Source organism: Thalassospira povalilytica (genome assembly GCF_002844235.1).
GTDB lineage: Bacteria > Pseudomonadota > Alphaproteobacteria > Rhodospirillales > Thalassospiraceae > Thalassospira > Thalassospira povalilytica.
This window is the reverse complement of the sequence record NZ_PGTS01000004.1, coordinates 287,210-310,427: the sequence shown is the minus strand read 5'-3', so window position 1 is coordinate 310,427 and position 23,218 is coordinate 287,210. Positions and strand designations below refer to the sequence as shown.

Here is a 23,218-nt window from a genome sequence, read left to right as displayed (position 1 = left end):
CAGGTGCAAAGCTGCTTTTTGACAGGGGTATCAGACACAGATAATCTGCCCCCAACGGTGATCCTCAGAGGCGGCAGAAATGGCGTCTCGCACCACGACGGGAGAGCCCGGTTACCCGCATAACCGGCGCCGAAGGAGCAATAGCCCCATAAAACTCTCAGGCAGATGGACCGTCGCGGATAGAGGCTCTGGAGAGAGAATTCGGCACGCATACAGATCAAACATGTATGACAACCGGCTTCCACCGAAGGATGAAAACCTGTGGGTTGATGTTGTTTTCGACCCATGGGCGCACAATCTCAGGTCAAGGGACAGAGGGGGCAAGACACCGGTTCGTAAACGGCGCGATTTTCGCGCGTTCAAGAGCCGTGAAGGAGGCCCTTATGACCACCAATCCCGCCACCGGTCCCCGTTCGGGATCGCAGGACGGTTCTGTGCAAGACGTAAACCTTTCTGTTGTTGATCTTTATACCATCGGGATCGGACCATCGAGTTCGCATACCGTCGGACCAATGCGCGCCGGATACAGGTTTTGTCTTGAACTTGATGCCCGCAATCTTTTGACCAAGGCGGGCAGTGTTGTGGTCGATCTTTACGGATCGCTTGCCCTGACCGGCAAGGGACACGCCACCGATACGGCCGTAATCATGGGGCTTTCGGGCCATCGGCCGCGCAGTGTGGACCCCGATGATGTCGCGCCAACCGTGCAGGCCATCGACAGCAGCGCGCAATTGCAGCTTTATGGCAAGCATCCGGTTGATTTCAATCGTGAAACCAATCTGGTGTTTCACTTTACCGAAACCCTGCCACAGCATCCCAATGGCATGCGGATCACCGCATTTGACCGCGATGGCGTGAAAATTCATGAACAGGAATATTTCTCGGTCGGTGGCGGGTTCATCGTGTCTGGCGATGATCGCGGGGCGGAATATTCCGGCGACAATATCACGCTGCCCCATCCGTTTTCATCGGCCGATGAATTGATGGCCATTTGCAAACGCGAAGGTGCATCGATTGCCGAAATCATGATGGCCAATGAACAAAGCTGGCGCAGCCCGGACGAAACATACGAATTTGTCGATCGTGTTCATCGGGCAATGATGGATTGCATTGATCGCGGGTGCAAAACCGATGGCATTTTGCCCGGCGGGTTGAATGTCAAACGCCGGGCATCAAAGCTTTATCATGAATTGACCGAAAAACCCGAAGCGGGCCTTCGCGACCCGCTGACGGTGATTGACTGGGTCAATCTTTATGCCCTTGCCGTGAACGAGGAAAATGCCGCAGGCGGACGTGTCGTGACCGCACCGACCAATGGTGCGGCGGGCGTCATTCCGGCCGTGCTTCGGTATTACGAACGGTTCGGATCTAATGTCAGTCAGACCAAAATTCGCGAATTTCTTCTGACCGCGGCGGCGATTGGGTCGATCTATAAAAAACGCGCATCCATCTCGGCGGCCGAAGTCGGTTGTCAGGGCGAGGTCGGTGTTGCCTGTTCAATGGCCGCAGGCGCGCTTTGTGCGGTTCTGGGCGGTACGCCTGAGCAGGTTGAAAATGCCGCCGAAATCGGGATGGAGCACAATCTTGGCCTGACATGCGATCCGATTGGCGGTCTGGTGCAGGTGCCATGCATCGAACGCAACACCATGGGCGCGGTCAAGGCAATCAATGCCGCGCGACTGGCAATGCGCGGCGACGGGCAGCATACCGTGTCGCTCGATCGTGTGATCGAAACCATGCGCCAGACGGGACTCGACATGCAAAGCAAGTACAAGGAAACCAGTCAGGGTGGCCTTGCTGTCAATGTCAACGTGGTTGAATGTTGATGTTACAACATTGATGAAACGCGATTTAAATCAACGTTTTGGGTGATACAGTCATTTCACCGGCGGTTGGTGAAATGTGTTTCTTGCGACCTTTGGTTTGGGATCTGTTATGATCTGCGCGAGCAAACAAGGGGCAAAGACCCCACCAAAGGTTGGACCTAGACATGAGCAAAAAGCTGTTCCGCATTTACATCGCGGTCAGTCTGGATGGCTTCATTGCGCGCACCAATGGTGCGGTGGATTGGCTGGATGAATATGATCCGGCCGAATTCGGCTTTGATGATTTTCTGGACTCCGTAGGCACGCTGATCATTGGCAGAAACACCTTTGATCAGGTGATGGAATTTGGCGATTGGCCCTATGAGGCCCGCCGCACCATCGTTCTGACATCACGCGATCTTCCGCAAGACCGTCCGGCCAATACCGAGGCCTATGGCGGCAGCATTATCGAACTTGTCGATCAGCTTCGCGACAGCCGCAATGGCGATGGCGACATCTGGGTTGTTGGCGGCGGAAGTGTGGTCACACAGTTCCTGTTTGGCGGCTTTGCCGATCAGCTGGATATCTTTACGATCCCCGAAGTTCTGGGGGACGGCATATCATTGTTCGGGCGTGACGCCGGTGGCATCAAGCCACGGTTGCTGGCATCAGAACGCTATAATTCCGGCGTGGTGCGCAGCCAGTATGGATTGCATGATATCTGAACGAAAAACCGCGCCATCATGGCGCGGTTTTGAGTTTTGCGGAATGACGGTTATCAACGCTTCATTGCACCGAGAGCTTTTGTAGCTGTTCTGTGATTGTTTCGCGTACCTGCTTTAACGCTTTGATCGCGCTGGCCTGCCAATCACTGTCGAGAACCATCTGCATGTTTTCCCGGTAGTGTTCAGTCACTTTAATCGGCTCGGGCGCAATTGCGGCATCTGTCGTGATGGTGATGTCGCTTCGATTGTGGACTGTGACCTGCCAGAAGCCGGGTTCGAACCACGACCAAAACTCGGCAATGTCGACTTTGACATCGGCAGCCTTATCGTAATTGGGGTCGGCGGGTGTCAGGACGCGGTATCCGGCAGCCTGGAAGCCATTTTCCACGGTTCTGGCAATGGCATCGGCAACGGTTTTGCCTTCCGGAATCAGCACATCGCCCAACGCCATGCCGTATGTGTTGCGTTTGCGGGCATATGCGCGCGCCGTGATCGCATCGTCATCAATTTCGTCATTGGCAAGTGACGGGATATCAGGTCGCGGCGGATCAATTTCGAATTGCCGTTTGTCATTCACTTCCAGAATTCGGACTTCGACACCCTCCGTCGGGTTCTCGATGGTATCCGGCTCTTCGATTTGTACGACACTTCGCGATGTGGCACAGGCGCCAAGAAATGCGACACATCCCAGAACTGCAATAAGTTTAAGGTGGCGACGTTCCATCATAGATCTCCCCTGAAATTCAGAAATATCTGTATTCAAACGGGAAATCGGATGCAAACTTAAAGTGCATTTCTTGACTAAGTTTCTTGTTTAGATTTTAAATCTCGCCCAAGGCATCAAGCGATTCCGGAAGGATTTGGCCGCCGTCAACGACGATGGATTGCCCGGTGATATAGGCCGCTTCGTCCGAGGCAAAGAACAGGGCCGCATTGGCGATGTCTTCGACGCTGCCCAGACGTTTGAGCGGGATCGAACTGGCCATTGAATCCAGATAGTCCTGACCAAGGTCGGCAAGGCCTTCGGTCATGATATTGCCGGGCATGACGGCATTGATCGTCGTGTTATAGCGCGACAGTTCCATTGCCGCGGTGCGGATAAAGCCAAGTTGTCCGGCCTTGGACGCACCATAATGCGACCAGCCGGGATAACCGGTTACGGGGCCTGTGATCGATGAGGTAATCACAACCCGTCCCTTGCCGGCTTTTTCAAAATAGGGGATGCAGGCCTTAACGCACAGAAAGCTGCTTTTAAGGTTGGTGGTCATGATCTGGTCCCAGTCATCTGCCGTCATATCGATCATTTTGACTTGCGGGAAAATTCCGGCATTGGCGCACAGGATATCAATGCCGCCAAACGTCTTGGCAGTATATTCCGCCATCCCGGCGACCTGATCCCAGTCCGACACATCACACAAAACCATATCGGCCGTCCCGCCAGCACCCGTGATTTCGCCAACTGCGATGGCCGCATCCTTTTCTGTGCGGGCCGCAATCATGACTTTGGCCCCCTGTTTGGCAAAGACGTTGGCGATGCCCTTGCCGATCCCTTTGGAGCCACCCGTGACGATGACAGTTTTTCCCGAAATTGAAGTCAGCATGGTGGATCCTTTCGTGAAGGTGCCAGTGTCCGATACCCCGATGGGGATGGTGTGGCGCTACCCTGATTGTGTGTTGCGATGTGTTTTCCTGATGATTGGGTGGTTTTTTCCGTGATGCAACAAAAAATGTTGCAAGTTACACATTTTAAGGCGCACTATTCACAGAACACTGTTTCGGACGGCTTATCAGAAAGCCCGCCAGTTAAAGCCCGTTAGTTCGAGGGGAGCCTGCTGCCATGGCCGGTAAGGACGACCAAAGGCCGGGGGGCAAAGGCAGGGCGGCAAAGGCGGGACGGCGACATGAAGGGGCATGCCGGGACATGCCGGAACGCGAGGACGCGGTTAAGGCGGTGATGCCGGTGGTCGTGCCGTGGCCGGATGACGGTAGGTTAAAGATTGTTGGATCGGGCACAGGCCAACAGGTGAGCCGGGGACCGGAACAGCGCAAAAGGGGAGGCTGCATTGGGCGGAATATATGATGACGAACTGATTGGCCGCCTGCGTGACGGTGCGATTTCGGTTCTGCCGGGGTGGGGCATGGGGGCTGATGCCGATGTCAGGCTTTTGACCGTGTCAGAGAATGCAACGTTTCTGGCGACAGACCCGAAAACGGACGCACGGCTGATTTTGCGGGTTCATCGCCCCGGATATCATACACGGTCTGAAATCGAGTCTGAGCTGGCCTGGATCAATGCGCTTCGCGCTGCCGAGGTGGTCGACACACCCAAGCCGCGCATGCGCAGTGACGGATCACTGGTTGCCGAGTTCGATCAGGAAGGGGTTGGTCGCCATGTTGTTGCTTTTGATTTCATGCAAGGCGATGAACCATCTGCGGATGATGCGCTGGTGGATGGTTTTTTCAAGCTGGGCGCGATCAGTGCGCGCCTGCACGGGCATGCGCGGCAATGGGCACGGTCGGTCAATTTTGTGCGCAAAAGCTGGACCTTTGACACGACCCTTGGCGCGACCCCGCATTGGGGGGACTGGCGTGCTGCACCGGGTCTTGATGCGACCGGTTTGGCGGTGCTGACGCGCGTTTGCCAGCATCTGGATCAGAAGCTTGTGACGTTTGGTATGGGCAATGACCGGTTTGGTCTGATCCATGCCGATCTGCGACTGGCCAATCTTCTGGTCGATGGGGACCGGCTTGGCGTTATTGATTTTGATGACTGCGGATTTGGCTGGTTTGGCTATGACTTTGCCGCGGCCATCAGCTTTATCGAACTGGACCCGATTGTGCCGGCGCTTAAGGAAGCCTGGATAGAGGGATATCGCACGATTGCGCCGTTTTCCGATGCCGATTGTGCGATGCTCGACAGTTTTGTGATGCTCAGACGGTTGTTGCTGACGGCCTGGATTGCCAGCCATCCCGAAACGCCGACCGCCCGGGAAATGGGAACCGGTTTTACCGACGGCACCATCGCCATGGCGCAAAGCTATCTTGCGGCAGAGGGGGCGTAATGACCAAGGCGCGCCCCATTCTGGATATGAATGCCTTTGACAATCATGGCCCGCAGAAAAAAGACAGCCCCCAAAGCGATCTTTTGGGGCGCCGGTTGCGCAATGTCGGGGCGGCCTCCGTACTGTTTTATCGCGACCCGATCGAAATGGTGTCGGCATCGGGGTGCTGGATGACAGCGGCCGATGGCACCAACTATCTCGATTTTTATAACAATGTGCCGTCAGTCGGGCATTGCCATCCAAAAGTGGTCAGTGCCATGGCCAATCAGGCCGCCCGGCTGAATATCAACAGTCGTTATCTGCATCAGACAGTTGAAACCTATCTTGATCGCCTTAAGGCGACATTTCCGGACCATCTGGAAAACATTGTCCTGACCTGTAGCGGTAGCGAGGCCAACGATCTTGCCATCCGGATTGCGCAACGTGCGGCCAAGGCGCGTGGCATCATCGTGACGGAAAGTGCCTATCACGGGAATACGGCGGCTGTGACCGAGATATCGCCATCGGCAGTCAAACGTGGTGTTTTGCCCGATCACGTGATTGCCATCGCACCACCGGGCAAGCATGCCTATGGCGACAATATTGCCGCCGGGTTTGCTGATGCGGTGCATTCGGCTGCGATCACCTTGAAAGAGCGCGGGCACGGGGTGGCGGCCCTGATTGTCGACAGCATCTTTTCAAGTGACGGGGTCTTTTCCAATCCCAAGGGGTTCTTCCGACTGGCTGTTGCGGTTATTCGCCGTGCAGGCGGTGTGTTCATCGCCGATGAGGTCCAGCCCGGATTTGCCCGGACCGGGGATGCGTTTTGGGGATTTGCGCGTCATGACGTCGTCCCTGATATCGTCAGCATGGGCAAACCGATGGGCAATGGTTTTCCGATGGCCGGGATCGCGGTACGGCCCGAAATGCTGGCCGCATTTTGCGAGGATGTCGGCTATTTCAACACCTTTGCCGCAAGCCCGGTTGCCGCGGCCACGGGTCTTGCGGTGCTTGATGTCATCCGTGATGAAAATCTTCAGAACAATGCCGCGGTTTGCGGGGCCTATTTGCGTGAAGGGTTGCAGCATCTGGCCGAACTGGATGGCCGGATCAGTGATATACGCGGGGCGGGGCTGTTTTTGGGGGTGGATCTGTCAGAAGACGGTGACCCGACCCGACCAAGCGGTCAACTGGTGGGCGATGTCATCAATGCCATGCGCCGTCACCGTGTTCTGATCGGAGCGGCGGGAAAATACGGGCAAACCTTGAAAATTCGCCCACCCCTGTGCCTGAAACGATCAGAAGTCGATTTCTTTATCGAGGCGCTTGGAAAATCCCTGCGTGCTTGTGGTTAGTCGGTTGGGGCGATCGGCACATCGGCAATCAGCAATCAGCACTTGGCAGTCAGCCGGCCTTGATCAGGCAACCGGTATCGCGGATGGTATCGCCAAGGGATCCGGGTGGTGTCTGATCACTGATCAGGATATCGACATTTCCCCAGTCGCAATAGCGCGCCGGGAAGGCCTGATTGAATTTGGTATGGTCGGCAACGATCATGGACCGTGTCGCCCGTTCCATCATGACGGCATAGACTTCGGATGCTTCGATCAGGGCGTCGCTTGCGCCATCTTCATCAAGGCCGCTGGCGCCAAGGATCGCCCATTCCACCCGATAATTTTCAAGAAAACGGATGGTTTGCGCACCATGCATCGCGCCTTCCTGGGCGTGATAAAGGCCCGGTGCCATGATGACCCGGATGGTCGGGTTGATGGCAAGAACCGTTGCCACCCCGAATGAATGGGTGATGACTGTCAGGTCATTCATGGTTACGGCCAACCGTTTGGCAACATGGACCGTGGTCGCACCCGATCCGATCATGATATGGCGGGTCCCGGCCAGTACAGGCATGGCGTGGCGGGCAATCAGTTCACGTTCGGCGATATGAAGTTTGTGGCGTTCATTAAGTCCCGGCTCGCTTGACTGGCGACGCACCGCCCCGCCATAGGTGCGGTTGATCAATCCCTGTTGGGTCAGTTCGTCAAAGTCGCGCCGGATGGTTTCTGTCGACACGGAAAGACGGTCTGCCAGATCAATGATCCGCAGGGACGGTTCATGGTCAAGTTCACGCAGAATGCGTTGTTGTCGCAGGGATTTTTTGTTTGTTGCCATGGCGCGATGATAGTGCCGATACCATCATCGCGCCAGCGTGTTGTATGGGGTGCCCCGCCTTATTTCGCCGGATCGATGTTGAATTTCCGACAATGGGCCTGATAGCTGTTGGCAAGTTCGTCGGCCCCGATCAGATTGCCGGCTTCGTCCTTGTAGGTCAGGTGATGATTTATGGCCTCACCCTGCCACAGCTTTTCAATCGCGGCCCGTTCCGGGGTGGTGCGGAACCGGGCAATGAAATCATTGATCGCGCATAACAGCGTATAGGAAGCCGGGTCGGCCGCGACGGCCGCGACATAGAAGAACGGATGGGGCAGGATCGGTTTGGGCAGGACTTCAAGCCGCCCGTGCCACGGGCTTTGCGGGTTGCTTGATGCCCAGTGAAAGACCGGATGGTCGCCTGCAAAGGCATCAATCGCACCGGTCGCAACCGCATCATGAACCCGCGAAATATCGCCATAGGCAATCATGTTCGACAGTTTGGCAATGCCGCCGGGCTTGTTTTCATTATCGGCCCAGCGCAATCCGACATCTTCAAGAACCGCAAGGGCGGCCGGGTCATTGACCGTTCCAAGAACCTTGCCTTCGAGGTCGGCGATTGTATTGATCGATGTGTTTTCCGGACGCCGGATCAGCGAAAAGTTAAGATAGGTGTAGGTATCTGAAAAGGCGACACCCTTGTAAAAGTCGCTCGGTGGCAATGCACACCACACAACATCGGCGGGCGGTTGCCCGGCCTTTTTGCCGGCAAACAGCAATTCGGTCAGCAAATCCCAGGGATGTTCGACAAATTCGCAGGCAACGCCGATCGATTTGGCAAAGGCGTGGGCATAGTCGATATCAATGCCGTGCAGCGGGCCGTTCTTTTGGGGGCGGAATGATGCGCCGACCAATGCCGGATCAATCGCAATCCGGATTTTGCCACGTGACTTGATATCTGCCAGCCGGTCATAGGCCGGGTCATCATGGATATGATTGCTGCGCAAAAACTGCGAAAGCTTGGCGCTGGTCGCGGCGTCCTCGGTGGTGCAGGCCGACAGGTTGCCAATTTCGCCGGTGGCCCAGGAAACCTTGCTGCGGGTGCGTGCCGATGATTCCTTGCTGGCATCAAGCAGTTCAAAAACAACCTGATTATGGCCGCTGATATGGTCAAGGCGCCCCGACATCGCAGCAAAACGATCCTTAAGCCCGCCAAGGGCTTCTTCGATTTCGCTGCCAAGACTGTCAAGGTCGCTTCCGATATTTGCCATGCTTTCGCGCAAGGACCGGGTTACGTCAGACAGGTCAATCAGATCGACCGCCTCGTTGGTGCGCTGCATGGTGCTTTGGGCCAGATTGCCGACTTCCTTGGCGACGACGGCGAAACCGCGCCCGTGTTCGCCAGCGCGTGCCGCCTCGATCGTGGCATTGAGCGCCAAAAGCTTGATGCCCTTGCCGATATCTTCGATCGCACTCAGCACCTTGGTTGCACCTTCGGCCTTGGTTTCAAGGTCCTGGCTGATCTTTTCAAGGTCGCTTCGAATGGCATCGGTCTTGGATGAAACGGTGGTGCGGGTGGCATCCTGAACCGTGCTGGCGGTCGCGGTACTTTCGTCAATTTCGCGTTTGGTCTGATCAAGGCCGGTACGAAGGTTATTGGACCGGACATCAATTTCGCGCATCAGGCTGTCCTGGCTTTCGCCCGCCGTATTGGCGAATGTCAAAAGATGTTCGATATAATCCAGTGCCGAAGATATCCCGCGCATCAGCGGGGCAAGATCATTTGAACTTGCCGTGGATTTTTCTTCGGTTTCTGCATCCTTTGCCAAGCCGGATGCATCATGTTGTTGGGGTGTCGAAACGTGATCATCTTGCGTGATGCTGTCATCACGCGGTGCCAGAATGGTCTCTTCCATACTTCAAGCCTCACCACTACCCGTTGAATTAGGAATAATTATTTCTTTTAGGGAAACACTACCGTCGGGCGAGTTATGTTGCAAGGCAGCATATTATGAATTTGCGAAACAGGATCTGTGACGGTGGTGATCTGTTTTGGGGGTGTTGCGGGTTGATCACGGCATCGTCCGGACTGAACGCCCGGCGATGCCGTGATCATGTTGCCTTATGCGTCAATCCGGATGCCGTGTTTGCGGCAATGGGCGTGATAAAGCGTTTCAAGTTCGTCCGCGCCGATCAGATTGCCCGCTTCATCCTTGTAGGTCAGATGATGATTGATGGCCTGTCCCTGCCACAGTTTTTCAATGGCGGCCCGTTCCGGAGTGGGGCGGAACCCGGCGATGAATTCATTGATCGCGGCAAGCAGGTTATATGATGACGGATCGGCCGCGACCGCCGCGGTATAATAGTAAGGCAAGGGCAGGATATTGCCCGGCAGAACTTCGATCCGGCCGTGCCAGGGGCTTTCGGGGTTGTTGGCCGCCCAGTGGAAAATCGGCTGATCCACCGCAAAGGCATCAACGGCCCCGTCGGCCAGGGCATCATGCAGGCGGGTCTGGTCGCTATAGGCGATCAGATTGGACAATCTGGCGATACCGCCGGGCTTGTTTTCATTTCCTGCCCAGCGAAGCCCCTGTTCTTCAAGGACGGTAAAGGCCACCGGATCATTGATGATGCCAAGAACCTTGCCATCAAGATCGGCGAGGCGGTTGATGCTGCTATTGGCAGCCCGGCGACATAGCGCAAAATTCAGATAGGTATAAGTATCCGAATAGGCGACACCTTTGTAAAACTCACTTGGTGGCAGGGCGCTCCAGACCACATCGGCGGTGGGGCTGCCCGGTTTGGTGCCGACAAACAGAAGTTCGGTCAGCAAATCCCAAGGATGTTCAACAAATTCACATTCCACACCAAGCCATTTTGCCAGTGCGCGCGCATAGTCCGCATCCAGTCCGCGCAACGGATCCCCGGGTCTAAGGCGGAATGACAACCCGACAAAGGCCGGTTCGATGGCAATGCGGATTTTACCGCGCGCCTTGATATCAGCCAGCCGGTCAAAGGTTGGGTCATCATGCAGGTGGTTGGTTTTCAAAAAGCCTGCAAGTTTTTGCTGGGCTGTTCCGGCATCGGCCAATGTGGTGGCCAGTGTTCTGGTATCGGTCCGCGCCCAGGTCACCTTGTTGCGGGTGCGGGCCGATGCATCCTTGCTGCCTGACAGCAATTCAAACACCACCTGGTTATGTTCGGAAATGTCCGAAAGCCGTTCGGACATATTGGCAAACCGTTCCTGAAGCGTGGCAAGGGATGCTTCGATCTCGCTGCCCAGACTGTCAAGGTCGCTGCCGATATTGGCCATGCTTTTGCGCAGTGCCTGTGTGACTTCCGACAGGTCAATCAGATCGACTGCCTCGTTGGTGCGTTGCATGGTGCTTTGGGCCAGATTGCCGACTTCCTTGGCGACAACGGCAAAGCCCCGCCCGTGATCCCCGGCCCGGGCCGCTTCGATGGCAGCATTGAGCGCCAGAAGTTTGATGCCCTTGCCGATATCCTCGATCGCGCCCAGAACCTTGTTGGCGCCTTCGGCCTTGGTTTCAAGTTCGGCGCTGATGCGTTCAAGATCGGTGCGGATGGCGTCGGTCTTGCTGGCAACGGTTGATCGGGTGGTGTTTTGAACTTCGTGGGCAACGTCGGTGCTGTTGGCAATTTCACGGCGGGTTTCATCAAGCCCGGCCCGCAAATTGTTTGATCGCACATCAATCTCGCGCATCAGGCTGTCCTGGCTTTCGCCGGCCGTATTGGCAAATTCCAGAAGATGCTGAATGTAATCAAGGGCAGCTGAAATGCCGCGCATCAGATCCCTGATCTGTGCTTCGGATGCACCACCATTGCGCGCGTCATCGGCGGCCTGATCTGCCGAAAAGACGGTTTGTTCCATTTTCAAAGCCTCGCCACTACCCAAGAGTATTTTTGATATTGGGAATGTTTTTTTCTTGTGATGAAAATGTTAGCGGGAATGGCGATATGTTGCAAGGCAACATGCACGAAAAACGAGAGAAGCGATTTCTTCACTCGGTCATCCGTTGCGATCTGAACGAAAAGGTCGTCAGGACAGGGGGTGCAGTGCACCCGATATTTTATTCGCGGTGATAGGGGTGGTTGGTCTGGATAGCATGTGCGCGGAACAGCTGTTCGGCGATCAGTGCGCGCACCAGCATATGCGGCCAGGTCGCCTTGCCCAGTGACCACAACGTATTGGCGCGGGATTTAAGGGCCGCGCCATGTCCGTCTGCCCCGCCAATGGCAAAGGCGATATTGCCAGCATACTGATCCATCCAGCCTTCGAGTTTTTGGGCAAACTCGATCGAACCATATTCCTTGCCGCGTTCATCAAGGGCAATCAGGAACGCGTTGTCGGGTATGGCGCCAAGCAGCAATTCTGCTTCGCGGTCTTTGAGCTGATTGGGGGGGAGTTTTTTCTTTTCTTCGACTTCGCGTACGGCAAAGGGCCAGCGCAGCCGGGCTGCATAATGGTCAAACAGATCTTTTTCGGGGCCGGCTTTCATCCGCCCGACCGCAGCAAGGGTAATTTGCATGTCTCAGATCCAGACCGTTATGCAGATATCTGTTCAGTGACGCCCGCAACGGGCAGGCGCCAAACAGCGCGGGCTGTTAATACAGCCGCGCTGCCTGCTGTTTCAGAGCCGGGTTTTCAACGCCCCACATCTCTTCGATGTTGTAGAAGGCGCGAACTTCCGGACGGAACAGATGAACGATGACATCGCCGGTATCAACCAGAACCCAGTCACCCTGTTCCTTGCCCTCTGCCTGGGCACGGCCCTGACCGGCATCCTTGATAGCTTCGACAATATGTTCTGCCATGGCTGCCACACGACGTGATGACGAGCCGGTTGCAATGATCATATGATCGGCAAGGGAGGTTTTATCGGTCAGATCAATGGTGACAAGGTCTTCTGCCTTGTCGTCTTCGAGCGATCTCTGGATCAGCGCAAGCATTTCGCCCGGCTTCAGAGTTTGTTTTGCGGTACCTATGGTCGCCACCTTAACTTTCCACGGGATGGTCGGATAACCCGAAACGCACCTCTCCGTGTTGCTTACACCTGCCATCTGCCTTCGGCGCGAATTGCGGTCGAAGAGGCCGGATGGCGCTTGATCGGCAGGTATACCCAGGCCGGAACATCAAGATCGGCCAGCAAACCCGCCCTGTCCATGGGAATACGCCAGCGTTCCATACGGCGCGCGGCGGTTCCGGACAATGCCTTGTTAGAATACCCCTCACGGTCGATAACCGCAATGGGAGCACGTAAAATCAACCTGTCCCACCATTTCCATTTATGGAACTGAGCCAGGTTGTCTGCTCCCATCAGCCAAACGAACCGTGTTTGGGTAAAACGACGTTGCAAGGCTGCAAGAGTGTCGGCCGTATAGCGGGTTCCAAGCTCGGTTTCAATTGCAGAAACAACAATGCGGGGATGCTTTGCCATCATCAGTGCAGAATCAAAGCGATCGGCAAGGTCGGCCATACCGGTTCTGGACTTAAGCGGGTTCTGCGGGGATACCAGCCACCAAACCGCGTCCAATTGCAGGCGTTTCAACGCTTCTAGTGATATATGAAGGTGCCCTTCATGGGCGGGGTTGAATGACCCGCCCAGCAATCCGACGCGTTTTGGTGCGACATGCGATCTTGGCGCAGGGACGCTCATGGACGGGTCTGACCCCGACCGCGCACGATGTATTTATAGCTGGTCAGCTGTTCGACTCCGACCGGACCGCGTGCATGAAGCTTGCCGGTCGAAATGCCGATTTCTGCCCCCATGCCAAATTCGCCGCCATCGGCAAACTGGGTCGATGCATTGACAATCACGATCCCCGAATCAACCCCGTTGAGGAAGGTCGCGGTGGCGGTGGCGTTTTCGGCAATGATCGCATCGGTATGGTGTGAACCATATGTGTTGATGTGATTGACGGCTTCATCAACACCCGAGACAACCTTGATCGAGACAATCGCATCAAGATATTCGGTGACCCAGTCATCCGCCGTTGCCGGTTTGATGCGGCCATCAATCGCCTGTGCGGTTTCATCACCGCGCAGCTCGCAGCCCTTGGCAACCAGTGCCTCGGCAATACGGGGCAACAGACGCCCGGCAACCGAACTGTCAATCAGGACGGTTTCGGTCGCACCACAAATGCCAACGCGGCGCATCTTGGCATTGACCACGATATCCACGGCCTTTTGCGGGTCGGCACTGGCATGGACATAGGTGTGGCAAAGGCCTTCAAGATGTTTGAACAGCGGAATGCGGCTTTCATCGGTAATGCGCGAAATAAGCGACTTGCCCCCGCGCGGCACGATCACATCGATATAGTCCGACAGTTTCAGCATTTCGCCAACCGCGGCACGATCGGTCACCGGGATCATCTGGATTGCATGTTCGGGCAGGCCAGCCTCGATGATGCCGGCTTTCATGCAATCAAAGATCGCGCGCGACGAGTTGAAGCTTTCCGACCCGCCGCGCAGGATCGCGGCATTGCCTGATTTTATGCACATGGCACCGGCATCGGCGGTAACGTTCGGGCGGCTTTCATAAATGATGCCAATCACGCCAAGCGGTACCGAAACGCGTGCGATATCAAGCCCGTTATGTTCCGGGCTCCAGCGGGCCAGTTCACGACCGACGGGATCAGGAAGATCCGCGACCGCTTCGACACCCGATGCAATGCCTTCGATCCGGGCTTCGTCAAGGGCAAGACGGTCCAGAAGAGCAGCCGTAAGGCCCTTTGCACGGCCGGCTTCCATATCCTTGGCATTGGCTTCAAGAATGGTGGCGGCATTTTCGCGCAGCTTTGCGGCGGCGGTTTTCAGGGCGGCTACTTTTGGTTCTGACGGGACCTGTGCAAGTTCGAGTGCAGCGGTGCGGGCATTGATGCCCATTTCGCGCATAAGCGTCGCGATGTCCTGACTTTCGATACTGGCAAGCGCCGTCATGGTCCTGGTTCCGTTCCTAGAAAGCGGTTTGATCGCACCTGCGTCAAACCCGCCGTTTTGAGATTTTATCAACAAATTGGCAAAATAGACATCAAACCCGCAGTTCGCAATGATCTTAAGTGGATAAACGTCCATGCGTGCTTGCCAAAGCGGGCATTCCGGTCCATCTGTTTGGGACAGAATGAAAAGACATACCGTGCGCATCCCGCCATGCTGTCCGGTACCTGTTTGGGGATAAGAAATTGAAAAATATGGGTTCCGATCAGCCGACCGCGCGCGCGGAGTTTGGCGTTATCAAAACATTTCTGCCCTATTTGTGGCCACGCGGCGAAGTCGAACTTAAGGCGCGGGTGGTTCTGGCCTTGCTGTTTCTTGTCGGGGCCAAGGTCGCAAACGTTTACATTCCGGTATTATACAAATACGCGGTCGATGCGCTGGGCGGCGGGGAAAAGGCCGGTGATGCCGCGCAATCAGCAGCGCAGTCGGGCGGGACGGATGGTACATCACTGATCGTTGTGCCAGTTGCGCTGATTGTCGGTTATGGCCTTGTGCGTATTCTGGTGGCGGCATTTGGCGAGATGCGCGATGCGATCTTTGCCAAGGTGGCCCAGCGGGCCATTCGCACATCGGCCCTTGGCGTTTTTGAACATCTTCATGGATTGTCGCTGCGCTTTCATCTGGACCGTCAGATGGGCGGGCTGTCACGTGCGATTGAACGCGGGGTCAAGGGTATCGAATTCCTGTTGTCCTTCATGCTGTTCAATATCCTGCCGACCCTGCTCGAAATTGTCATGGTCTCGGTGATTCTGTGGGCGCTTTATGATGTTTGGTTTGCGCTGATCACCTTTGTCACCATCGTGATCTATATCGTCTTTACGCTGGTCGTGACCGAATGGCGGATGAAGTTCCGCCGTGAAATGAACAAGCGCGACGATGAGGCCAATACCAAGGCGATCGACAGTCTGATCAATTACGAAACGGTCAAGTATTTCAACAACGAAGCCCACGAATCAAAACGGTATGACGCCGCATTGCGGGGCTATGAGATTGCAGCAGTCCAGTCACAGGTTTCGCTTTCCAAGCTCAATGTCGGGCAGGGTGCGATCATTGCGGTCGGTCTTGTTCTGAACATGTTGCTGGCAGCCCAGGGGGTCAAAGACGGCACCATGACGGTGGGCGACTTTGTGCTGGTGAATACCTATTTGCTGCAACTCTATATGCCGCTCAATTTCCTTGGCTTTGTCTATCGTCAGATCAAACAGTCGCTGACCGATATGGAACGTATGTTCTCGTTGCTTGATGTCGACAAGGAAGTCGAAGACAAGCCGGGCGCAAATGCACTTGCCTGCAAGGATGCGGCGATCCGGTTCGAGGATGTTCATTTTTCCTATAACCCGGATCGAAAGATCCTTAAGGGTGTCAGCTTTGAGGTGCCAGCGGGTAAAACCGTTGCCGTGGTCGGGCCAAGCGGGGCAGGGAAATCGACGCTGACGCGTCTGATGTTCCGGTTCTATGACGTATCGGGCGGGCGGATCACGGTTGACGGTCAGGATATCCGCGATGTGACGCAAAATTCACTGCGTCAGGAAATCGGCATCGTGCCCCAGGACACCGTGCTGTTTAACGATACCATCGCCTATAACATTTCCTATGGCCGCCCCGGTGCCGCGCAGGAAGAAATCGAAAATGCTGCCAAACTTGCCAGCATCGACGGTTTTGTTGCCGGTCTTCCCGACGGGTTCAAAACCATGGTGGGTGAACGTGGTCTGAAACTTTCGGGCGGGGAAAAGCAACGCGTGTCGATTGCGCGCATGTTGCTCAAACGTCCGAAAATCATGATCTTTGACGAGGCAACATCGGCCCTTGATACCAGAACGGAAAAGGACATTCAGCAGGCCCTGCGTGATGTATCGCGCGGTCACACGACCCTTGTGATCGCGCACAGGCTTTCCACCGTGATCGATGCCGATGAAATCATTGTCCTGCGCGATGGGCAGGTGGCCGAACGTGGCCGCCATCAGGATTTGCTGGCACAGGACGGGCTATATTCGGAAATGTGGGCCCAGCAACAGGAAATCCGCGAGGCCGAGGAAATCCTTGCGCATGCGGGTGAAATCCCAGGCTAGGCGGATATATCAGATTTTTCTCTGGAACAGTGTGGCGTTATCCCCAACTATCAGGATGACGCCACATCTGCCTTTGGGGGAAAGTCCGGTGCCGAAACTGACACGAAGCGAACTTCACGCGCAGCAGGATCAGCAATCCGCTCCTCAGCATCACCATCATCACCATGATCGCGCGCCGATGGACGAGGGCAGATATATCGGCGACACACGCAAAGAAGTCGACCGAATGCGGCGCAATCTTCTGGTCGGGCTTGGCATGTTGCCCCTGGCCGGTATGGTCTTGAACCCGACCCGGCAGGCCTGGGCACTGTCAAACGAGGTCCGCATGCGTGAAGAGGGTCGGTATCGATACATCACATCAAACGCCATTCCCGATCATGCCACCGGCAGTTTCCCGAACCGGCGCAACCCCAATGCGATCAAGGCGCAGTCTCTTGAGTTCCGTTTGCCTTTAAACCCGGTTCGCACAGGGCGGTTCGCCCCGATTGATCGATTGTCATTCGGTATTGCAGTAAACGGGGTTCCGTTTGATCCCTATACTGCGGAATTCTGGCAACGCAATCGCCAGTCCGGCTGGCGATACGAAGCAATTTCACCAACCCTTGATCTGGGGCTTGATCAAAACAATGCCCATGTGCAGCCCGATGGCACCTATCATTATCATGGCGTGCCCAAGGGGCTGATAAAAAGCTGGTCACCCGATCAGCATTCCATTCGCATCGGTTTTGCGGCCGACGGTTTCCCAATCTATGCGATGTTTGGCTATGCCGACCCCAATGATCCGGGATCACCGGTGGTCGCGTTGCGCAGTTCATGGCGGGTCAAAACCGGCACGCGTCCCGGTGGTCCGGGCGGGCCATATGACGGAACATATGGCGAGGATTTCGAATATGTGCCCGGTCTTGGTGACCTTGACGAGGCCAATGGCCGCGAAACCGTGACACCGGAATATCCGCAAGGAACCTATGCCTATTTCGTGACAGAGAGTTTCCCGTTCATCCCGCGTCTGTTGGCCGGTATTGGCGATCCCAGCTTCAACAAGGGGCCGGGTGGCATGCCGCCCGGTGGACCCGGTGGAAATGGACCAGGTGGCGGCCCTGGGGGTGGTTCAGGCGGTGGTCCGGGTGGTGGCCCAGGTGGTGCAGGCCCGGATGGTCGCCGTGATCCTCCGTCGGGTGGCGGTTTCCCCGGACAGCGTCCAAAGTTCGGCCAGCCACCAAGGTGAAATCTTGCGCCGGTGACAGATAGAGGAAGACCGTTAAGCGGCGGCGGATGATGCTGCTTTGGATGTCAGGGCAGCGGACCAAAGACGTGGGTGGTATCGAGAAGCCACAATGCGGTGCTGATGGTGATGAATGACAGGGATGTCGCCATCATCAGTGACGCCGCGCACAATCCTTCGTGGCCATAACGTTGGCCGAAAATCGGATAGATGCTGAGCATCGGGGAACAGGCAAAGGCAACGCAGGCGATCCGCAAAGTCGGATCCATATCCGGCAGAAGATAAACCAGAACAAAAACCAGAATCGGGTGCAGCAACAGCTTTGCGCTGACGATGCGTGCCATATCGACGCGAAGCCCCTTAAGCTTCAGCCCGACAAGGCCCCCGCCAATGACAAACAATGCAACCGGTCCCGATGCCGATGCCAGCATGTCAATCACCCGGACAATCGGGCCGGGCAATGTGACGCCCGATAACGAAATCACAAGTCCGATCGCAATGCCGATAATGATCGGGTTGCGCCCCAGATTGACAAACGCCTTGCCAAGTACCTGTACGCGGCTTTGCCCGTTATTTTGTGCACTGTCACCCAGCACCAGAACCAGCGGCATCATCACAAGGTTTTCAATCATGACACACAGCGCAAGTCCGATTGCCGCAGTCGGACCAAGGATCTGGGATACGACCGGATATCCGACAAAGCCGCTATTGCACATCGACATGCCAAGGCCTTGCAAGGTGGCATTGGCCTGACTTTTGCCGGCAACTTTCAGGGCATAGAAATAGCCAAATGCAAACACCAGAAGCGAACCGATCCCGTACGCCAGAAGATAGACCGGTTCGATAATTTCGGTCAGATCACGCTGCCCCAGTGCCCGGATCAACAGGCATGGCAGCGCGAAATTCATTACAAATGCCCCCATGCCGCGCACAATGTTTTGCGGCACGATATTGCGATAGACTGCAAAATAGCCGATCGCGATGATCATGAAGATCGGTGACGTGATCGCCAGAATATCAAGCATGTGACTTACGGGCTTTCTGGTTGGCTGCGCACAGGAACATGCGCAAATGGCTGGCGCAGCACCATCTGATTGGAATGGCTGCGATTATCAGGTATCTCCGCATTGGTCGATCGGGTCAAGAAACGGAATGGTTTTGTCAATGAACCAAACAGTAATGGATTGGCCTTGCGGGTGTCGTCGTGATGACTTTCGCGGGCTGGATCGGTTGATGTCGGCATCTTCGCGTGGGCGTCAGGCCGCAGAAATTCTGCAAAAATTCGGGGTCATGGACATCCTTTCGGATTTTGATCCGGTTGTTGCCGGGACATTGCCGATCGGGATCGATACCGCCAGTTCCGATATCGATATTCTGTGTCATGCATCCGATTTGGACCGGTTCAGGAAATTTGCCATATCACGACTGGAAACGTTCGCGCAGTTTTCCTGTCATGATCGCGCGGCAACGGCAAATGTCGGGGCAGCGGTGATTGTCCGGTTTGTCTGTGGCGGCTTTCCTGTCGAGATATTTGCAACAAACTGTCCGGTCATGTCGCAATTCGGATTTCTTCATATGCTGGTCGAAGCCCGGATATTGCATTTGATGGGGCCGGATTTCGCAAAAGGCGTACTGGCCCTGAAGATGGCCGGGGTCAAAACCGAACCGGCCTTTGCCCAATTGTTGGGACTGGACGGCGATCCCTATATCTTGTTGGCGGAAATGGCGGATATGACACCGGGCGAAATGCACAACCGGTTGATATCAACGATCAGAAAATGATGCCGGGGACCAACCGCGTCAAACCGGTTGGTCTGGTGCAGGAAGGGCGCGATAAACAACGTTTTCAAACCCGTCGGCCTTGGCCTGATCCATGGCATTTGCCGCATGTTCAAGGATCCGGTTGGCCTTGAAATGCAGTTTGGTGTCGGGATCAGCCCAGGTGGCGCCGACACTGATGGTGATGCGCACAGGTTCGCCTTCCATGTCGGTAAAGCGGCATTGTTCGCGCACCGTATCGCACAGCTTGAAGCCAAGAAAACTTGTCTGTTCCTGACGCACACCGGGCATCAGACAGGCAAAGCCGCATTCATCAACCCGCCCGACAACGTCGCGGTCACGCAATGATGATGTGATAACCGACGCAATTGCCTGAACGATCCGGTTGACGGTGTCCTTGCCATAGGTTTGCAGCAGTCTTTCGTGGTCATCGATTTCAAACCGATAGATCGCAAGACTGTCATGCTTGAGACGGGCATTGATCAATTCGCGGTGCAGGAATTCCTTCATCCCGACGTCATTCCAGGTCCGCGTCATCGGATCGATCAGCAATTCATGTTTGGCCGGGTCAAGATCATCAAGAACCTGTTGCGGGGTTCTTGCGCCATAGCGCAGGGCAATCGCGGTTTCCGCCCAATGGCCCAGATCTTCAAGAATCTGAAGGTCTTCCTCGCTGAAATGGCGGGTTTGGGTATCGACCACGCACAATGCGCCGATCTTGAAACCATCCGGATTGGTCAGCGGCACACCGGCATAGGCACGCACATTGGGAATGCCGGTGACAAGCGGGCTGTCATGGAACCGTTCGTCATGTTCGGCATCCTCGACGACAAATGTCTTGTCACCCAGAATGGCATGACCACAGAACGAAATATCGCGCGGGGTTTCCGATGTTGGCTGATTGATGTTGGATTTGAAAAACTGGCGATCATTATCAAGAAGCGATATCGCCACGATTTCCGATCCGAAAATGCGTTGGGCAACACGGGTAATACGATCAAGTTCGGGGTCGGCATCACTGGTCAGAATGCCCATGCTTTCAAGCGACTTCTGACGGGCAGCTTCATTGTCTGGTAATTCAGCTTTTTTCATCTGATCTTCCCCCCGGCTGATCAATAACCTTTGATGTAAATTCTGTTTGCCCGATACCCGAATTCAATTCCTGTGTGATTGCGACGATCAGGCCACCGGTATCGTGACCTGATCCCCGATCGCCAGTTCGCCGCTTTCAATTACCCGGCACGTTACCCCGCCGCGCCAGTCGGGCGTCATGGCGTCCTTTAGCCCCGGTGCGGCATCATCCATGCGGTGGCAGGGATCGGTTTCCCCGGTAATTTCAAATGTTACGCTGCCGATGACAAGTTTGCTGCCCTTTTCACGGGGCAGATCGATCCCGCGCACAAACAGGTTTGCCCGCCTTGTCGTCCAGGGCAGATCAGGTTTGCTGATTTCGTTGATGGCGGCGTTCCAGCCTTCCTCGGCCAGGATCGTGACCTGCCGACGGCGCAACTTCCCGCGATAATCGCCATCAACGCCAAGTTCGGTGCTGACCTGAACCTGATCCAGTGTCTCCATCGGCGCATGGGACTTTGATTTGCGGGCAATTCCGATCAGTGTGGCGTGCGCGGTCATGGCGGGGTTCCGTTGCGGGCATCAGGGCATGTTTTGGTATGGATGGATTGGTGTCGTCAGGCTGCCGGTCAGGTTTTCCACTGACCGGCAATTACCCAGCGACCGGCAAAGTTTTCAGGCACTAGAATGGTCTGGCGCGGTGATCCGCTTTGATCAAGGTCGGGATAATCGGTGGTATAATGCAAACCACGGCTTTCGCGACGCCACAGGGCCGATTGAATGATCAGCTTGGCCACCACTGACAGGTTGCGCAGTTCCAGAAGGTCATTGGTGACACGGAAATTGCCGTAATATTCGTCAATTTCCGACAACAGCAAATCAACACGGTGCTGGGCGCGCTGCACACGTTTGGTGGTGCGCACGATGCCGACGAAATCCCACATCACGTTGCGCAACTGTTCCCAGTTATGGGCAACAATGACTTCCTCGTCGGAATCGGTGATGCCGGTTTCATCCCAATCGGGGATCGGTTTGAAATGATCTTCGACCGGAAGAGCTTCGATAATGTCATTGGCCGCGGCCTCGCCAAAGACCAGACATTCCAGAAGCGAGTTGGATGCCAGACGGTTCGCACCATGAAGACCGGTGCCCGCACATTCACCAATGGCATAAAGCCCGGTCAAGTCGGTGCGCCCGCGCAGATCGGTCAGAACCCCGCCACAGGTGTAATGGGCGGCCGGAACAACCGGGATCGGCTGTTTGGTCATGTCGATGCCATAACCAAGGCAGGTTTCATAAATCGTCGGGAAGTGTTCCTTGATGAAATCCTTGCCCTTGTGCGTGATGTCGAGATAGACGCAATCAGCACCCAGACGCTTCATTTCATGGTCAATGGCGCGTGCGACAATATCACGCGGGGCCAATTCACCACGTTCATCAAACCGGTCCATGAACCGTGTGCCGTCTGGCAACAGCAACTTGCCGCCTTCACCGCGCACGGCCTCGGTGATCAGGAATGATTTGGCCTGCGGGTGATAAAGACAGGTCGGATGGAACTGGCTGAATTCCATGTTCATCACACGGCAACCCGCACGCCATGCCATGGCGATACCATCCCCGGTCGATCCGTCCGGGTTGGATGTGAAACGGTAAACCTTGCTGGCACCACCGGTTGCCAGAACAACCGTGCGGGCATTGAATGATTTTACCTTGCCGGTTTCAAGATCAAGCGCATAGGCACCGATGCAACGCCGACCTTCGCCGCCGAATTTGCGATCAGTGACCAGATCAATCGCCAGATAATTTTCAAAAATCTTGATGTTCGGATGATTGACCGCCTGGCTTTGCAGGGTGGTCTGAACCGCACGGCCGGTGGCGTCGGCGGCATGGACGATGCGCCGGTGGCTGTGCCCGCCTTCGCGGGTCAGATGGAATGGCTGACTGTTGTCGCCATCGGGATCACGGGTCAGCTGGATGCCAAGTTCGTCAAGCCAGGCAATCGCACGCGGCGCATTGGCGGCAACAAATTCAACGGTTTCACGTTTGCACAGATCGGCACCGGCAATCAGGGTATCGCGAACATGGTTTTCGATGCTGTCAGTCGCATCAAGAACCGCTGCGATCCCGCCCTGGGCCCAGTTTGTCGATCCGTCATCGATCTTGCCCTTGGACAGGACAGCGACCTTTACATGCGGGGCGAGTTTAAGTGCAGTGGACAGACCGGCAGCACCACTACCGATGACAAGCACATCATAATGGAAAGAATTTTCGGACATTTTATCCCATCACTTTCGGGCGGGGTCAGATGGCAGGGAATGGCGCGGTGGCGTCATCATCTGG

General features: G+C 55.6%; 20 protein-coding genes and 1 riboswitch. Of the genes, 7 read left to right on the top strand and 13 right to left on the bottom strand.

The genetic code is table 11. The features are described from left to right. The first annotated feature begins 88 nt into the window (after positions 1-88). Positions 89-183: riboswitch (glycine riboswitch) on the top strand. Between the two features lie 200 nt (positions 184-383). Together CU041_RS12835 and CU041_RS12830 are read left to right on the top strand one after the other, a co-directional pair. After that, positions 384-1,826, top strand: coding sequence for an L-serine ammonia-lyase (locus CU041_RS12835; protein ID WP_101247230.1), 1,443 nt, complete (start codon positions 384-386; stop codon positions 1,824-1,826). Between the two features lie 164 nt (positions 1,827-1,990). After that, on the top strand, positions 1,991-2,530 hold the full coding sequence (locus CU041_RS12830; protein ID WP_068519822.1) for a dihydrofolate reductase family protein: 540 nt from the start codon (positions 1,991-1,993) through the stop codon (positions 2,528-2,530). A 61-nt stretch (positions 2,531-2,591) separates the two neighbouring features. Here the strand turns inward: CU041_RS12830 and CU041_RS12825 are convergent, their stop codons facing one another. After that, positions 2,592-3,254, bottom strand: a complete 663-nt coding sequence (locus CU041_RS12825; RefSeq protein WP_068519821.1) for a YajG family lipoprotein — start codon at positions 3,252-3,254, stop codon at positions 2,592-2,594. 97 nt (positions 3,255-3,351) lie between these two features. Then, a complete protein-coding gene (fabG, locus tag CU041_RS12820; RefSeq protein ID WP_101247229.1) occupies positions 3,352-4,131 on the bottom strand; it encodes a 3-oxoacyl-ACP reductase FabG in 780 nt (259 codons plus the stop codon). Between the two features lie 462 nt (positions 4,132-4,593). On the opposite strand from fabG, the gene CU041_RS12810 reads away from it, so the two are divergent. Together CU041_RS12810 and CU041_RS12805 are read left to right on the top strand one after the other, a co-directional pair. Then, positions 4,594-5,592, top strand: a complete 999-nt coding sequence (locus CU041_RS12810) for a phosphotransferase enzyme family protein (protein ID WP_101247227.1) — start codon at positions 4,594-4,596, stop codon at positions 5,590-5,592. Beyond that, a complete protein-coding gene (locus tag CU041_RS12805) occupies positions 5,592-6,926 on the top strand; it encodes an aspartate aminotransferase family protein (protein ID WP_101247226.1) in 1,335 nt (444 codons plus the stop codon). Before CU041_RS12810 ends, CU041_RS12805 begins: the two co-directional genes overlap by 1 nt. 49 nt (positions 6,927-6,975) lie before the next feature. Here the strand turns inward: CU041_RS12805 and CU041_RS12800 are convergent, their stop codons facing one another. From CU041_RS12800 to CU041_RS12770, 7 genes are all read right to left on the bottom strand, one after another. Further along, positions 6,976-7,740: a DeoR/GlpR family DNA-binding transcription regulator gene (locus CU041_RS12800; RefSeq protein WP_068519816.1), complete on the bottom strand. Its 765-nt coding sequence runs from the start codon at positions 7,738-7,740 to the stop codon at positions 6,976-6,978. A 59-nt stretch (positions 7,741-7,799) separates the two neighbouring features. After that, on the bottom strand, positions 7,800-9,635 hold the full coding sequence (locus CU041_RS12795) for a methyl-accepting chemotaxis protein (RefSeq protein ID WP_101247225.1): 1,836 nt from the start codon (positions 9,633-9,635) through the stop codon (positions 7,800-7,802). A 206-nt stretch (positions 9,636-9,841) separates the two neighbouring features. Next, positions 9,842-11,611, bottom strand: coding sequence for a methyl-accepting chemotaxis protein (locus CU041_RS12790; protein ID WP_101247224.1), 1,770 nt, complete (start codon positions 11,609-11,611; stop codon positions 9,842-9,844). 199 nt (positions 11,612-11,810) lie between these two features. Next, the gene (gene rlmH / locus CU041_RS12785; protein WP_068519813.1) at positions 11,811-12,269 is read right to left on the bottom strand and encodes a 23S rRNA (pseudouridine(1915)-N(3))-methyltransferase RlmH; all 459 of its coding nucleotides are present in this window, start codon (positions 12,267-12,269) and stop codon (positions 11,811-11,813) included. Between the two features lie 76 nt (positions 12,270-12,345). Beyond that, complete coding sequence (rsfS, locus tag CU041_RS12780) at positions 12,346-12,735, bottom strand: ribosome silencing factor (protein WP_228196103.1); 390 nt, start codon at positions 12,733-12,735, stop codon at positions 12,346-12,348. A 53-nt stretch (positions 12,736-12,788) separates the two neighbouring features. Further along, positions 12,789-13,397 carry a nicotinate-nucleotide adenylyltransferase gene (locus tag CU041_RS12775; RefSeq protein ID WP_068519811.1) on the bottom strand — a complete coding sequence of 203 codons (609 nt, stop codon included), beginning with the start codon at positions 13,395-13,397 and terminating at the stop codon, positions 12,789-12,791. Continuing rightward, entirely contained in the window at positions 13,394-14,680 is a 1,287-nt protein-coding gene (locus CU041_RS12770; protein WP_101247349.1) for a glutamate-5-semialdehyde dehydrogenase, read from the bottom strand. Before CU041_RS12770 ends, CU041_RS12775 begins: the two co-directional genes overlap by 4 nt. A 251-nt stretch (positions 14,681-14,931) precedes the next feature. Between CU041_RS12770 and CU041_RS12765 the strand changes: the two genes are divergently transcribed. After that, positions 14,932-16,806, top strand: a complete 1,875-nt coding sequence (locus CU041_RS12765) for an ABCB family ABC transporter ATP-binding protein/permease (RefSeq protein ID WP_101247223.1) — start codon at positions 14,932-14,934, stop codon at positions 16,804-16,806. Positions 16,807-16,894: 88 nt separating this feature from the next. Then, on the top strand, positions 16,895-18,031 hold the full coding sequence (locus CU041_RS21015; protein ID WP_212733799.1) for a YHYH protein: 1,137 nt from the start codon (positions 16,895-16,897) through the stop codon (positions 18,029-18,031). 65 nt (positions 18,032-18,096) lie between these two features. Here CU041_RS21015 and CU041_RS12755 read toward each other — a convergent pair whose 3' ends face one another. Further along, a complete protein-coding gene (locus tag CU041_RS12755) occupies positions 18,097-19,053 on the bottom strand; it encodes an AEC family transporter (protein ID WP_068519808.1) in 957 nt (318 codons plus the stop codon). Positions 19,054-19,261: 208 nt separating this feature from the next. Between CU041_RS12755 and CU041_RS12750 the strand changes: the two genes are divergently transcribed. Continuing rightward, entirely contained in the window at positions 19,262-19,810 is a 549-nt protein-coding gene (locus CU041_RS12750; protein ID WP_170310223.1) for a DUF4269 domain-containing protein, read from the top strand. An 18-nt stretch (positions 19,811-19,828) separates the two neighbouring features. Here the strand turns inward: CU041_RS12750 and CU041_RS12745 are convergent, their stop codons facing one another. The 3 genes from CU041_RS12745 to nadB all read right to left on the bottom strand — a co-directional run bounded on the left by CU041_RS12745 (position 19,829) and on the right by nadB (position 23,154). Continuing rightward, the gene (locus CU041_RS12745; RefSeq protein WP_101247221.1) at positions 19,829-20,899 is read right to left on the bottom strand and encodes a sensor domain-containing diguanylate cyclase; all 1,071 of its coding nucleotides are present in this window, start codon (positions 20,897-20,899) and stop codon (positions 19,829-19,831) included. Positions 20,900-20,986: 87 nt separating this feature from the next. Then, positions 20,987-21,439, bottom strand: a complete 453-nt coding sequence (locus CU041_RS12740; RefSeq protein ID WP_068519805.1) for an MOSC domain-containing protein — start codon at positions 21,437-21,439, stop codon at positions 20,987-20,989. A 68-nt stretch (positions 21,440-21,507) separates the two neighbouring features. Beyond that, positions 21,508-23,154 (bottom strand): L-aspartate oxidase, encoded by a 1,647-nt coding sequence (nadB, locus tag CU041_RS12735; protein ID WP_101247220.1) that lies wholly within the window; start codon positions 23,152-23,154, stop codon positions 21,508-21,510. Positions 23,155-23,218 lie beyond the last annotated feature (64 nt).

Excerpts from the sequence above, each read along its gene's own strand:
- CU041_RS12835 (WP_101247230.1), top strand. The coding sequence starts at position 384 with ATGACCACCAATCCCGCCACCGGTCCCCGTTCGGGATCGCAGGACGGT.
- CU041_RS12830 (WP_068519822.1), top strand. The coding sequence starts at position 1,991 with ATGAGCAAAAAGCTGTTCCGCATTTACATCGCGGTCAGTCTGGATGGC.
- CU041_RS12825 (WP_068519821.1), bottom strand. The coding sequence starts at position 3,254 with ATGGAACGTCGCCACCTTAAACTTATTGCAGTTCTGGGATGTGTCGCA.
- fabG (WP_101247229.1), bottom strand. The coding sequence starts at position 4,131 with ATGCTGACTTCAATTTCGGGAAAAACTGTCATCGTCACGGGTGGCTCC.
- CU041_RS12805 (WP_101247226.1), top strand. The coding sequence starts at position 5,592 with ATGACCAAGGCGCGCCCCATTCTGGATATGAATGCCTTTGACAATCAT.
- CU041_RS12800 (WP_068519816.1), bottom strand. The coding sequence starts at position 7,740 with ATGGCAACAAACAAAAAATCCCTGCGACAACAACGCATTCTGCGTGAA.
- CU041_RS12795 (WP_101247225.1), bottom strand. The coding sequence starts at position 9,635 with ATGGAAGAGACCATTCTGGCACCGCGTGATGACAGCATCACGCAAGAT.
- CU041_RS12790 (WP_101247224.1), bottom strand. The coding sequence starts at position 11,611 with ATGGAACAAACCGTCTTTTCGGCAGATCAGGCCGCCGATGACGCGCGC.
- rlmH (WP_068519813.1), bottom strand. The coding sequence starts at position 12,269 with ATGCAAATTACCCTTGCTGCGGTCGGGCGGATGAAAGCCGGCCCCGAA.
- CU041_RS12775 (WP_068519811.1), bottom strand. The coding sequence starts at position 13,397 with ATGAGCGTCCCTGCGCCAAGATCGCATGTCGCACCAAAACGCGTCGGA.
- CU041_RS12770 (WP_101247349.1), bottom strand. The coding sequence starts at position 14,680 with ATGACGGCGCTTGCCAGTATCGAAAGTCAGGACATCGCGACGCTTATG.
- CU041_RS12765 (WP_101247223.1), top strand. The coding sequence starts at position 14,932 with ATGGGTTCCGATCAGCCGACCGCGCGCGCGGAGTTTGGCGTTATCAAA.
- CU041_RS12755 (WP_068519808.1), bottom strand. The coding sequence starts at position 19,053 with ATGCTTGATATTCTGGCGATCACGTCACCGATCTTCATGATCATCGCG.
- CU041_RS12750 (WP_170310223.1), top strand. The coding sequence starts at position 19,262 with ATGTCGGCATCTTCGCGTGGGCGTCAGGCCGCAGAAATTCTGCAAAAA.
- CU041_RS12745 (WP_101247221.1), bottom strand. The coding sequence starts at position 20,899 with ATGAAAAAAGCTGAATTACCAGACAATGAAGCTGCCCGTCAGAAGTCG.
- CU041_RS12740 (WP_068519805.1), bottom strand. The coding sequence starts at position 21,439 with ATGACCGCGCACGCCACACTGATCGGAATTGCCCGCAAATCAAAGTCC.
- nadB (WP_101247220.1), bottom strand. The coding sequence starts at position 23,154 with ATGTCCGAAAATTCTTTCCATTATGATGTGCTTGTCATCGGTAGTGGT.